The organism is Gammaproteobacteria bacterium (genome assembly GCA_029880545.1).
In the GTDB taxonomy this organism is placed as follows: domain Bacteria; phylum Pseudomonadota; class Gammaproteobacteria; order Acidiferrobacterales; family SZUA-150; genus JAOUOD01.
On the sequence record JAOUOD010000006.1, the window covers coordinates 72,733 to 86,551 of the forward strand.

A 13,819-nucleotide genomic window follows, 5' to 3' on the forward strand; every position below is an offset into this window, starting at 1 on the left:
TAGCAATTAGTCTTCCGACTGACCACCCAGCTGCTCTTTCAGCTTGTCACCCAGCGTTACGCCGGTGCGAGCCGGCTTGCCACTGTACTGCTGAACCACTTCGCTTTCCTCGGCAAGATCCTTGGCCTTGATGGACAGGGAAATCTTGCGATTCTTGCGATCAATAGTGGTGATCTTGGCTTCAACTTCGTCACCTTCGTTCAGCATGGCGCGCGCATCTTCAACGCGATCCATGGACAGCTCGGACGCTCTCAGGTAGCCGTCCACTTCTTCTGACAACCTGATTACCGCGCCCTTGGCTTCTACAGATTCAACGGTACCGGTAACAATGCTGCCCTTGCCATGCTCGGCAACAAAGCTTGAAAACGGATCGCCTTCGATCTGCTTGACGCCCAGGGAAATACGTTCACGCTCGGCATCAACCGCCAGCACAACGGCTTCAATTTCGTCACCCTTCTTGAAATCGCGCACAGCTTCTTCGCCAGGACGGCTCCAGGACAGGTCACTCAGGTGAATCAGACCGTCAATTCCGCCATCCAGGCCCACGAAGATACCGAAGTCGGTAATGGACTTGATGGAACCCTTAACCGTGTCACCCTTGTTGTGGTTAACAGCAAAGTCTTCCCACGGATTGGACTTGCACTGCTTCATGCCCAGTGAAATGCGGCGGCGCTCCGGATCGATATCCAGGATCATGACTTCCACTTCATCGCCAACCTGGACTACCTTGCTCGGATGGATGTTCTTGTTGGTCCAGTCCATTTCGGATACATGCACCAGGCCTTCAATACCTTCTTCGATTTCAACAAATGAACCGTAGTCAGTGATATTGGTCACCTTGCCAAACAGGCGTGAACTTTCCGGGTAGCGGCGGGAAATATCTTCCCACGGATCGGAACCCAGCTGCTTCAGACCCAATGAAACGCGGTTACGATCACGGTCATAACGCAGAACCTTGGCTTCGATTTCGTCACCAATGTTCAGCAATTCTGAGGGATGCTTGACGCGCTTCCACGCCAGGTCGGTAATATGCAGCAGGCCATCAATGCCACCGAGGTCAACAAACGCACCGTAATCGGTAAGATTCTTGACCACGCCCTTGACGGTCTGGCCTTCTTCAAGATTGGACAGCAGTTCTTCGCGATCTGCGGACATTTCGGATTCAACCACGGCACGGCGTGAAACCACGACGTTGTTGCGGCGGCGATCGATCTTGATAACCTTGAATTCCAGTTCCTTGCCTTCAAGGTAACTGGGGTCACGAATAGGACGAACATCAACCAGCGAGCCCGGCAGGAACGCGCGGACATTGTCGATGGTAACGGTGAAACCGCCCTTGACCTTGCCGGTCATAACGCCGGTAACAATAGCCTCGGCTTCGAAAGCCTTCTCCAGGACACCCCAGGTCTTTTCACGAACCGCTTTTTCGCGAGACAGGCGCGTGGAACCGAAACCATCTTCAAGTTGATCGACGACGACTTCAACCTGGTCACCAACACTGACACTCAATTCACCGTTGGCGCCCTTGAATTCATAGGCAGGAATAACACCCTCTGATTTAAGCCCGGCAAATACCGTAACGTAATCGTCATTGACATCGATAACCTCACCAACAATCAGTTGGCCCGGTTTCATGTCGGAGGATTTCAGGCTTTCTTCAAAGAGTTCAGCAAAACTTTCGCTCATGGATTTGTACTCTGCGACCACTTGCCGGACTGGCTGCACAGGGTCGACTTGTTACAGTGCCCGATCATACCGTCGGGATTCGGTTGGCCCTGTATTCCAGGGCCGGTGACCGGGATCAGAAAGACTGCTGCGCAATTTCGCGAACCTTGGCCATCACCTCTTCTATGGTGAGTGACCCGGTGTCGATCACATGTGCATCGTCTGCCGGTCGCATGGGTGAGACTGGTCGGTTGGCATCGCGCTCGTCCCGCGCCCGAATCTCATCCACAAGGCGCGGAAGATTAACATCGAAACCCTTTTCCTTCAACTGCTTATAGCGCCTCTGACCCCGAATTTCGGCACTGGCAACGAGAAAAATCTTGGCCTGGGCATCAGGAAAAATGCGGCTACCCATGTCCCGGCCATCGGCCACAAGACCGGGGAATTGGCGGAATGCCCGCTGTTTGGCCAGCAATGCTTCGCGAACGGCCGGCAAGGCGGCTATTTTGGACGCGGCCGCCCCGGATTCTTCAGTTCGCAAGGCATCTCCGACGACACTGCCGTCAATCTCAACTTCGGTCAGGCTATCGGCTCCGGGCCGGAATATAATATTGACATCACCAGCCAATTGGGCCAACCGGGATTCATCGCCGTCCAGCAATCCCCTTCCGGCAGCAGCCCAACCCACGGCCCGGTACAGTGCACCGCTATCCAGCATATGCCAACCCAGCTCGGTAGCCAGCTGCTGACTGATGGTGCCCTTGCCTACACCCGACGGGCCGTCAATGGTAATGACCGGAACAGCACTCACCCGGCAGTCGCCTCGCGAACCAGGATTTGCAGGCCGGCTTCGCGTGCCAGCTCTGCATAAGTTGGAAATGACGTGGCCACATTGGCGCAGTCGTGAATAATAATGGGTGAATCCGCGTGCAACGCCGCCATGGAAAACGCCATAGCAATACGGTGATCGTCATGACTGTGCACTTCGCCGCCATGGATTTCGCCGCCACGAATAACGGCGCCGTCCACCAGTTCTTCCACATCAACACCCAGCACCTTCAGACCCTCGACCATAACTGCAATCCGGTCACACTCCTTGACCCGCAACTCGTCGGCACCGGTAATCCGGGTTTCGCCCCGGGCGCAGGCCGCGGCCACAAACAGCATGGGAAACTCGTCAATCGCCAAGGGCACCTGGTCCTCGGGCACGGTAATGCCTGTCAGTCGGCCACCACGCACACGAATATCCGCCACCGGCTCACCGCCGACAGTGCGCTCGTTCCGGAGTTCAAGATCCGCGCCCATAAGCTTCAATATATTAAGTACACCGATCCGGGTCGGATTGATACCGACATGCTGCAGCAGCAGGTCAGACCCCGGGGTCATGGCGGCACCCACCAGGAAAAACGTTGCCGATGAAATATCGGCTGGCACATCAATCTTGCAACCGCGCAGACTGCCACCGGCTTGCAGGCTCATGCTACTGCCTGTCGTTTTTACCGGGTAGCCAAAGCCGTTGAGCATGCGCTCGGTATGATCGCGCGTCGGTGCCGGTTCAGTTACCGAGGTCTCGCCCTCGGCATACATGCCGGCCAGCAACAGGCAGGATTTGACCTGGGCACTGGCCATGGGAAGCTGATAACGAATACCCTTTAACTTGCTGCCACCGTGGATTCTGAGTGGTGGCCTGCCGCCTTCATTGGTAACGATTCTTGCACCCATGAGCGCCAATGGCTCGGTAACGCGCGCCATCGGTCGCTTGCTCAGGGAAACATCACCGATCAGCTCGCTATCGAAATTCTGCCCGGCCAATACTCCGGACATCAGGCGCATGGCTGTACCCGAATTTCCCATGTCCAGCGCTGCAGTCGGCGCTTTCAGCCCATGCATGCCAACGCCATGTATGACCAGTCGACCGTTATCCGGGCCCTGCATTTGCACACCCATGGCGCGAAACGCACCGATAGTGGCCAGCACATCATCACCCTCGAGCAGGCCATCCACCTCGGTGACACCTTCCGCCAATGATCCCAGCATGACGGAACGATGCGATATGGACTTGTCACCGGGCACCCGCAGGCTGCCCTGCAACACGCCACCCGGCTGTACTTCAAAATTAATCAGCTTGCTGCTCATGTTTCTTTCTTGCGATTCAAAAAGTATTCATCGCGCGCATGCTTGGCGCGATGGAAGGTGTCACGCAATGCATCGCCATCACGCGACTGTATCATCTGGATAATATCATCCAGGTTATCACGATAATCGGTCAGCACCCTGGTGAGCGCGTGACGATTATGGAGACTGATATCACGCCACATATCCGGTGAACTGGACGCAATACGGGTAAAGTCCCGGAAACCACCGGCAGCAAATCGGAATATCTCCCGATGATTGTCCTGCCTGACCAGCAAGTCCACCAGCGCGTAGGCCAGTACATGCGGCGCATGACTGCAGGCGGCCATGACCTCGTCGTGATCCGCCGCATCCATGGTTTCGACACGAGCGCCTGTCACCTCCCACATGGTTTCAATACGGGCGACAGCAACCGGGTCGGTTTCTTCAACCGGGGTCAGAATAACATTGTGATTGTCAAACAACTCTGCAAATGATGCCTCAATACCGGAATGCTCGGTACCGGCAATGGGGTGCCCGGGAACAAAACAGGAAAAAGCGTTGCCAAGCCTCGCGCGCGCGCACTGAATTATATCCTGCTTGACCGAGCCCACATCGGTAATCACCATGTCTTCATGAATGACCGGCAACAATTCCGCGAATACCTGCTCGATAACGCCCACCGGTGTGGCCACTACAACAACATCAGCATCTTCTGCTGCTTCAGCAATACTTATACAGCCACGATCAATGACGCCCAGGTCAACGGCCTTCTGGATATTTCCCGGGTGCCGGCTGTAGCCGACAACCTCGTCAACCGCGTCCGCTTCGCGTAAGGCGCGGGCGAGTGAACCGCCAATCAGCCCTGTTCCGATAATCGCCAGACGTTCAATTGTTGCGGTCATGGTTACAGTTTTCCGGTTAGCTCAACACGGTTTCCAGCGCGGCAAGAAAACGCTGGTTTTCTTCCTGTGTGCCAACAGTGACGCGCAAATGATTGGGCATTTCATAATTGGCAACAGGACGGACAATCACGCCTTGCTGCAACAGCGCCTTGAATACCGGTGCCGCTTCCCGGGCAACATCCACGCAGACAAAATTTCCGACTGATTCAATATAATCCAGCCCAAGCTTCCGAAAGCCCTCGACAAGCTGTTGCATACCAGCCTTATTGATCGCTACTGATTGTTCCAGGTACGCATTATCTGCAAGCGCAGCTTCGGCTGCAGCCAGTGCCAGGGCATTGACATTAAAAGGTTGGCGTACACGGTTTAACAAATCCGCCACCTCAACACTGGACAAGGCATAACCCACACGCAAGGCCGCAAGCCCATAGGCCTTTGAGAATGTTCGCGTGACCACCAGGTTGGGATAATCCGCCAGCCACGCAATACTGTCGGGATAGCCGGGTTCGTCAACGTATTCCGCGTAAGCCTCGTCAAGCACAACAACCACATGATCAGGTACCGCATCCAGGAATGCGCTCAGTTCCGTTTCGTTCAGCCAGGTACCGGTCGGATTATTGGGATTGGCGATAAACACCAGGCGCGTCGTGTCAGTGATGGATGCCAATAGCGCATCCAGGTCATAACCCCAGTGCCGCGCCGGCACAACTACAGGATTGGCACCTACCGCCATGGCGGCAATAGGATAAACAGCAAACGCATGCCGGGAAAAAACCACGTCCAGACCGGGGCCGGCGAACACTCGCGCCAGCAACTCAAGCACGTCATTGGATCCGTTACCCAAGGTAATGCGGTTTTGATCAACATTGTAGCGCCGGGCCAGCACTTGCTTCAGTCGAAACCCATTGCCATCCGGGTAACGGGAACTTTCAGGCAAGGCGGCCTGCATGGCGCTCACCGCCTTGGGTCCGGGACCCAGAGGATTTTCATTGGATGCCAGCTTGATGATATTGGTAATACCCAGTTCACGCTCAAGCTCATCTACCGGTTTCCCGGGCTGGTAAGCCTGCAAATCACAAATACCTGGTTGAGCCAACGAAAAAGGATCGAATGCCATGATTACAATACTGCCTTGGGATAGGAGCCCAGCAACTTCAGGAATGCAGCCTGCTCTTCCAGGTCGGCAAGGGCCGCGGCAATCTTCGGATTCCTGTGATGGCCCTCGATATCCAGGAAGAACACGTACTCCCACATGCCCTTGCGCGACGGACGCGATTCAATGCGCGTCATGCTGATCTTGTGCCTGGACAATGGCATCAACAGATCCGCGAGGCCACCGGGACGATTCTTGCACGATACCAGCAGGCTGGTTTTGTCATCGCCGCTTGGTTCGGTTTCCTGCTTGCCGATTATCAGGAACCGGGTGGTATTGTCCGGTTCATCCTCAATGTTGGCGACAAGAATGTTGAGTTTGTAAAGTTGCGCTGCTGATTCACTTGCTATAGCCGCTACTTCCGGATCACTGCTGGCGATCATTGCCGCTTCGGCGTTGGTGCCGGCGGCGACGCGCTCGATACCGGGGAGGTTGGCATCCAGCCATTCACGACACTGTGCCAGTGACTGGCGATGCGAGACCACGCGCTTGATGGCGGAGAGTTCTGTGCTCTTGCTCAGAAACTGGTGATGAATGCGCAATTCGACTTCACCGCAAATATAAAGCGATGAACCCATGAAGCTGTCCAGCGTGTGACTGACTACGCCTTCCGTGGAATTCTCAATAGGTACTACACCGAAAGGAGTGGTGCCCGCCTCAACCTCGCGAAAGACTTCATCGATGGCATTGAGCGGCAGGGTTCGGACTGAATGACCAAAATGTTTGAGCGCCGCTTCCTGTGTATAGGTGCCCTCCGGCCCCAGGAACGCGATGAGCTGTCTGGATTCCAGCGCCAGGCACGCGGACATAATCTCTCGAAACAACCGGGCCATTTCTTCATCGGCTAGCGGACCATTATTGTTCTTGAGTATGCGCCTGAGCACCTGGGCTTCGCGCTCCGGCCGATAATAGGCGCTGCTGCCGCTTTCCTGTTTGACCAGCGCCACTTCCTGGGCACAGGCGGCACGTTCACTGATCAGCTCAAGGATTTTTTCATCCAGACCGTCAATGCGTTCACGTAATTGCTTGAGTCGATCATCCATGCTCACAGGCTCACCCGTTCACCCTGTTATGATCTCGTTAGCTGTTGCCAATCAGCCCGCGATGACGCGAACTGACCTGATTCCATCAATGGCGGCAATGGCGGCAATTACCGATTGCGGTACTTCACTGTCCACATCCACCAGCGTATAGGCCATTTCACCACGCGAGCGATTTACCATATCGTGAATATTCAGCCCGGCATCAGCCACAGCGGTTGAAATCTGGCCCAGCATGGCCGGCTTGTTTTCATTGGCAATCACGATACGAAAATCGGTTTCTCTCGAAACCACTACTTCCGGGAAATTGACCGAATTGCGGATGTTGCCATTTTCCAGGAAATCACTGACCTGGTCAGCCACCATAATGGCACAGTTTTCCTCTGCCTCTCCAGTGGAAGCGCCCAGATGAGGCAAAGCAATGACCTTTGCATGATTCTTCAGAAGATTACTGGGGAAATCACAGGCATAACCGCGCAGGTTTCCAGCATCCAGTGCGGCAACCACAGCCATGTCGTCAACAACGCCGTTGCGGGCGAAATTGAGTACGACCGCGTCTTTTTTCATCAGCTTGATGGTATCGGCATTGATCATGTTGCGGGTTGCATCAACCAGCGGAACATGGAAAGTGACGAAGTCGACTTCGCGCAGCAGTTCTTCAATATTGGCCGCCTTGTCTACATTGGCGGACAATTGCCATGCACCTTCAACCGTAATGCCGGGATCAAAGCCGATGACCTTCATGCCCAGGGCAATGGCTGCATTGGCGACATAACGTCCTATTGCACCCAAGCCTACTACGCCCAACGTACGCCCGGGCAACTCGTAGCCGGCATAATTCTTTTTGCCCGCCTCGGTCGCCTTGCCGATTTCTTCATCCGTACCTTCAAGGCTACGGGCAAAATCCCAGGCCGGCCCGATGTTTCGACAAACCATCAGCATGGCCGCAAGCACCAGTTCCTTCACAGCGTTGGCATTGGCGCCAGGCGCGTTGAATACCGGGATGCCGAGGCCGCTCATTTTTTCAACAGGTATGTTGTTCACGCCGGCGCCGGCGCGCCCAACCGCCTTTAACGACGCTGGCAGCTCCATGTCATGCATTTTGAAAGATCGCAACAGGATGGCATCCGGATCAGAAACAGTGTTGCCGATTTCATACTTGTCTGACGGAAGGCGACCAAGGCCCTTCTCGGAAATATTGTTCAAGGTCTGGATCTTGTGCACGGCCTTAACCTTTCTCAGACTGGAATTGCTTCATGTAATCGACCAACACATCAATACCTTCTTCCGGCATGGCGTTATAAATACTGGCACGCATGCCACCGACCGAGCGATGACCCTTGAGCTGTACCAGCCCGGTCTTTGCCGCGCCATCCAGAAAATCCTTGTCGAGCGCTTCGTCGACAAGAATAAAGGGCACATTCATCAGCGAGCGCGCATCCTTTTGTACCGGGTTGCGATAAAAACCGCCGGACGCATCAATAGCATCATAAAGCTTGCCGGCCTTGCGCTTGTTGATTTCCGCCATGGCCTTTACACCGCCCTGCTTCTTGATCCATTGAAACACCAGGCCGGCCATGTACCAGGCAAAGGTTGGCGGCGTGTTGTACATTGAATCGTTATCCGCATGAATCTTGTAATGCAGCATTGGCGGCACGTTATCACCGGCGAGATCCAGCAGGTCTTCACGAATAATAACAATGGTCAGACCGGCCGGCCCGATATTCTTTTGTGCACCGGCGTAAATCACACCGTACTTGCTGACGTCGATCGCGCGGGACAAAATGCTTGACGACATGTCTGCCACCAACGGCACATCCCCGGCTTCCGGAGTCCAGTTGAATTCAACACCGGCGATAGTTTCGTTGGGCGTATAGTGCAGGTAGGCAGCATCCTTGTTGAGCTTCCACCCGGACTGCGGCGGCAGGGTTGTGAACTTGTCAGCACTGGTATCAACTACCACGTTTGCATCACAATGACGCTTCCCTTCAGCAACAGCCTTCTTGGACCAGTGCCCGGTATAGGCATAGTCGGCCGTGGTTTTGTCGCCAAGAAGATTCATAGGCACCATGGTGAACTGGCTGGATGCGCCGCCCTGCAGGAACAGGACCTTGTAGTTATCAGGAATAGCCATGATTTCGCGCAGGTCTTTTTCTGCCTGTGCCGCAATGGACATGAACTCCTTGCCTCGATGGCTCATTTCCATCACCGAGACACCCGACCCCTGCCAGTCAAGCAGTTCATCATGCGCCTGTTGCAGGACAGCTTTAGGCAATACAGCAGGACCGGCACTGAAATTAAATACTCTGGACATTTTTCCTGTACTCACCGAAAAAATTGAAAATTGTTCAGGACAACGAACGACGGAACTAGTCTTCGGATGAGGAATCCTCTGACTCGTCCTCGGTCTCGACAATATTGTCCATACCTACCAGGCGTTCGCCTTCTCCCAGGCCAATCAACCTGACTCCCTGCGTGTTTCGACCCATGATCGACACTTCGGCGACGCGCGTGCGAATCAACGTGCCGCCACTTGTTATCAGCATGATCTCGTCATCATCGGCAACCAGTGTCGCGCCTACGCCTTCACCACACTTGCCGCCGGTTTGCGTGGAAATAACGCCTTGGCCACCGCGCTTGTGAATCGGGAACTCGGAAATCGGCGTGCGCTTGCCATACCCGAGGCTGGTGCCTACCAGGATTGCGTGATTCTCATGGTCCGGCGACGAAATAATCTGGGAAATAACAGATTGATCATCCTTGAGCAGAATACCGCGAACACCGCGGGCGTTTCGACCCATTGGTCGCACATCCAGCTCGTGGAAACGAATCACCTTGCCGGCATCGGTAAACAGGAAAATATCGCAATCGCCCCGCGTCAGGCCAACACCCACAAGATGATTACCTTCAGCGAGATCAAGCGCGATAATGCCACTGCTGCGCGGACGGGAGAAATCCGTCAGGGCTGTTTTCTTGACCGTGCCATCCGAGGTGGCCATGAATACAAAGTGACCTTCGGTATATTCACGAATAGCCAACACCGCGTTAACCTGCTCACCCTGATCCAGCGGCAAAAGATTGACGATAGGCTTGCCACGGGCACCGCGACTGGCCTGCGGAATCTCATACACCTTTAGCCAATACGCCTTGCCGCGGCTGCTGAAGCACAATAATGTGTCGTGGGTGTTGGCAATGAACAGCTTATCGACAAAATCCTCTTCTTTCATGGTCGTCGCCGATTTACCGCGACCTCCACGGCGCTGGGCGCGATACTCGCTGAGCGGCTGTGCCTTGACATAACCTGCATGAGACAGCGTGACCACCACGTCCTCCTCGGCGATCAAATCTTCAAGATTGAGATCAATCTCGGACTGGAGAATTTCGGTACGGCGGGCATTGCCAAACTGGTCGCGCACGGCAATCAGTTCATCGCGAATAACCTGCATCAGGCGCTCGGGGTTCCGCAGAATATCCAGAAGATCCACGATCCTGGCGAGCAACTCGCGGTATTCGCTGTGAATCTTTTCCTGCTCAAGGCCGGTCAAGCGATGCAGGCGAAGATCCAGAATTGCCTGTGCCTGTGCTTCCGACAAGCGATAGCCGGACTGCAACAAACCAAAATCCTGGCCCAGCTCGTCAGGCCGTGACAGGTTCCTGTCGCTGTCAGCGAGCATGGCAATCACGCCACCGGCCGCCCAGGTGCGCGCCATCAATTCAAGCTTCGCCTCTGCCGGGTCCTTGGCCTTGCGAATCAGGGCGACAACATCATCAATACTTTCCAGGGCAACGGCCAGGCCTTCAAGCAGGTGGGCACGCTCACGGGACTTGCGTAAGTCAAACAGGGTACGGCGTGTTACCACTTCGCGACGATGGCGAACAAAACACTCGAGAATGTCCTTGAGACCAAACGTACGTGGCTGGCCGTTTTCCAGCGCCACCATGTTGATACCAAAAACACTCTGCATGGCAGTGTGCTGATACAGGTTGTTCAGCACAACATCCGCCACCTCGCCACGCTTAAGCACAATAACCATGCGCATACCGGACTTGTCAGACTCGTCACGCAGTTCGCTGATACCCTCGAGTTTGCCTTCCTTAACCAGGTTGGCAATTTTTTCAAGCAACCTTGCCTTGTTAACCTGGTACGGCAATTCGGTTACAACGATTTGCTGGCGATCATTCTTGAGGTCTTCGAACTCGACACGAGCGCGCACATAGATTCGCCCACGACCGGTCCGGTAGGCCTCATGAATTCCCTTGGTACCATTGATAATGGCAGCCGTCGGAAAATCCGGCCCCGGCAGGTGTTCCATCAACCCGGCAATATCGATATCGGGATTGTCAATCAGCGCCAGGCAGGCGTTGACCACTTCGTTAAGGTTATGCGGCGGAATATTGGTCGCCATGCCCACGGCAATGCCGGCCGAACCATTGATAAGCAGGTTGGGCAGGCGCGTGGGCAAAACATCCGGAATCTGTTCGGTGCCGTCATAGTTTGGCGAGTAATCGACGGTTTCTTTTTCAAGATCGGCGAGCAGCTCATGGGCGATTCGCGCCATGCGAATTTCGGTGTAACGCATGGCTGCCGGCGCATCGCCGTCGATTGAGCCAAAGTTACCCTGGCCGTCCACCAACGGGTGACGCATGGAGAAATCCTGCGCCATGCGAACAATGGTGTCATAGACGGCTGAGTCACCGTGCGGGTGATATTTACCAATGACATCACCGACAACGCGGGCGGATTTTTTGTAGGCCTTGTTCCAGTCGTTGGACAGCTCGTGCATGGCGAACAGCACGCGCCGATGCACAGGTTTCAGGCCATCACGCACATCCGGCAGCGCGCGACCAATGATCACGCTCATGGCGTAGTCCAGATAGGACTGCCGCATCTCGTCTTCGAGATTGACCGGTATGGTTTCTTTGGCGAACTCTTCTGTCATGAAGTCCTGCTGGCAGCAACAGCACCCCTCACTCCCGGTTCAGGGTTGTCGCATCAATCATTCAACAAATTCAGGCCGTCCAGCTGAACCGTTTGGCGCTGGTTATCGCCTGGAAAATCGGAACACTTCTGGCCCGCCTGATACCACTTGCTCTACCGGGAAGCCGGAAGCAAAAGACCGGTTTTGCCCCGTTTTTTATCCTTGATGGGTGGCAACACCGGCTCGAATTTCGCTGGCGATTTTATCATGAACCGGTGCACCACTACACCATTATTTGGTGAAAACAGCGCAGATTCAGCCGGCCATCATGGCAGCCATTTTTTCCGTCGTTGGCTGCTCAACTACTCCTTTTTCGGTGACAATAACATCCACCAGCTCCGCCGGTGTCACGTCAAATGCCGGGTTCCAGGCGCCGGCACCTTCAGCCGCAATACGCTGACCACCACATCCCAGCACTTCGGACTCGGCACGAGCTTCGATAGGAATTTCATCTCCGGTCGCTGTCGCCATATCCACCGTTGTCGTAGGTGCCACTACCATGAACTTGACGCCATGATGCCGCGCATTGACGGCCGCCGAATAGGTGCCAATCTTGTTGGCCACGTCACCGTTGGCGGCAATGCGATCTGAACCCACGATTACCCAGTTCACCTGCCCCAATTTCATCAAATGGGCAGCGGCGCCGTCCGCAAGCAGGGTTACCGGGATCCGGTCCTGCACAAGCTCCCAGGCTGTCAGCCGGCTGCCCTGCAGCCATGGCCGGGTCTCATCGGCAAACACTCGATCAATTTTTCCGTCAGCAACGCCGTAACGGATCACGCCAAGAGCGGTACCAAAGCCGCCGGTGGCCAACGAGCCGGTGTTGCAATGGGTTAACACACCCGAGCCGGGCGCGATCAAGGCGCTACCCAGGCGACCCATTTCACGGTTGAAGGCAATGTCATCCTGGTGAATCCGGCCGGCCAGGGTTTCCAGGACTGCTACCGGGTCACCCTCGATGGCGGCAAATTGTCCGCGCATGAATTCGACCGCCCAGCGCAGGTTTATTGCTGTTGGCCTGGCCTCGATCAGGCGATCCAGATCGGCGGAAATGGTCTGCTTCCAGGCGTCTCCTGAGCGCTGATAGTGGTCTCGCGCTGCCAGTACGACGGCGTATGCCGCGGTGATGCCGATTGCCGGGGCGCCGCGCACCACCATATCGGTAATCGCCTGCGCTGCCTGCCCGATCTCGTCATAGTCAAGCCAGTGCTCTTTGGCGGGCAGCACGCGCTGGTCGAGCAGGCGCAAGCGGCCGCCCTCCCAGGCAACGGGTCGAACCCGGTCAAACCGGGACAAATCAGGATGTTTATGTTGGCTAGTCATGGCAGCGAATCATACTTCGGTTGGCGCAAAAGTCACGCCCGCAAGCCATGTATTACGCAGGACAGTCCGGGATATTACCGGGAGCCGGAATCCGCCGTGGTCCGCGACACAATCGCGCAGATATTCCGGGCATGTTTTCGCATTTCGTCACCGCTTCCGGGATTTTCAGCGATAGCTCGTGCTGCCGTTTCCACCTGTTTCAGATGCGTACTCAGGTTACCGGCAAGCGCTTCAATGCTGCCGCCGAGCTCGACAAAATAATCATTGGGGCGCAACGGTACAACGCAACGAAAACATCCGCCGGCAAGATCATGCACCGCCTTGATATACCGGTACACCGGCCCGGCGACACGATGTGCATATCGTAACAGCAGGAACCCGACCAGCACGATGTTGACAACGTACAGTGCCAGAATCACAGGCCACTGGCTTGCCAGCAGCCTCGACATCAACCCCCAGGTCAGGTCAGTTGTCGGTGATCCCAACTCATCAATCAACACGTACTGGCCGATAATGAAATAATTTACCCAGAAGGCAATGGGTACTATCAATACAATCGCCGACAACTCCATTCCAAATCGTGGCTGGAATCGTTTGTCGATCAGAAAGTTCCTGAGCTTGCGCATGGTGGACCACTCGAAT

11 protein-coding genes are annotated in these 13,819 nt (G+C 55.2%); all 11 read right to left on the reverse strand.

From position 1 onward, the window contains the following. Positions 1–6: 6 nt before the first annotated feature. Entirely contained in the window at positions 7–1,686 is a 1,680-nt protein-coding gene (rpsA, locus tag OEZ10_08370) for a 30S ribosomal protein S1 (protein ID MDH5632996.1), read from the reverse strand. Positions 1,687–1,801: 115 nt separating this feature from the next. Next, positions 1,802–2,476 carry a (d)CMP kinase gene (gene cmk, locus OEZ10_08375; GenBank protein MDH5632997.1) on the reverse strand — a complete coding sequence of 225 codons (675 nt, stop codon included), beginning with the start codon at positions 2,474–2,476 and terminating at the stop codon, positions 1,802–1,804. Next, positions 2,473–3,801 (reverse strand): 3-phosphoshikimate 1-carboxyvinyltransferase, encoded by a 1,329-nt coding sequence (gene aroA / locus OEZ10_08380; GenBank protein ID MDH5632998.1) that lies wholly within the window; start codon positions 3,799–3,801, stop codon positions 2,473–2,475. Before aroA ends, cmk begins: the two co-directional genes overlap by 4 nt. After that, complete coding sequence (locus OEZ10_08385) at positions 3,798–4,682, reverse strand: prephenate dehydrogenase/arogenate dehydrogenase family protein (protein ID MDH5632999.1); 885 nt, start codon at positions 4,680–4,682, stop codon at positions 3,798–3,800. The genes aroA and OEZ10_08385 overlap by 4 nt, the downstream gene beginning before the upstream one ends. A 16-nt stretch (positions 4,683–4,698) precedes the next feature. Further along, positions 4,699–5,799, reverse strand: a complete 1,101-nt coding sequence (hisC, locus tag OEZ10_08390) for a histidinol-phosphate transaminase (GenBank protein MDH5633000.1) — start codon at positions 5,797–5,799, stop codon at positions 4,699–4,701. Between the two features lie 2 nt (positions 5,800–5,801). Continuing rightward, positions 5,802–6,878, reverse strand: a complete 1,077-nt coding sequence (pheA, locus tag OEZ10_08395; protein MDH5633001.1) for a prephenate dehydratase — start codon at positions 6,876–6,878, stop codon at positions 5,802–5,804. A gap of 51 nt (positions 6,879–6,929) precedes the next feature. Continuing rightward, entirely contained in the window at positions 6,930–8,099 is a 1,170-nt protein-coding gene (locus tag OEZ10_08400) for a 3-phosphoglycerate dehydrogenase family protein (GenBank protein ID MDH5633002.1), read from the reverse strand. A 4-nt stretch (positions 8,100–8,103) separates the two neighbouring features. Then, positions 8,104–9,189 (reverse strand): 3-phosphoserine/phosphohydroxythreonine transaminase, encoded by a 1,086-nt coding sequence (gene serC, locus OEZ10_08405; protein MDH5633003.1) that lies wholly within the window; start codon positions 9,187–9,189, stop codon positions 8,104–8,106. 55 nt (positions 9,190–9,244) lie between these two features. Further along, entirely contained in the window at positions 9,245–11,815 is a 2,571-nt protein-coding gene (gyrA, locus tag OEZ10_08410; protein ID MDH5633004.1) for a DNA gyrase subunit A, read from the reverse strand. Positions 11,816–12,109: 294 nt separating this feature from the next. Then, complete coding sequence (gene mtnA / locus OEZ10_08415; GenBank protein MDH5633005.1) at positions 12,110–13,177, reverse strand: S-methyl-5-thioribose-1-phosphate isomerase; 1,068 nt, start codon at positions 13,175–13,177, stop codon at positions 12,110–12,112. A gap of 74 nt (positions 13,178–13,251) precedes the next feature. Continuing rightward, complete coding sequence (locus OEZ10_08420; GenBank protein MDH5633006.1) at positions 13,252–13,803, reverse strand: hypothetical protein; 552 nt, start codon at positions 13,801–13,803, stop codon at positions 13,252–13,254. Between the last annotated feature and the right edge of the window lie 16 nt (positions 13,804–13,819).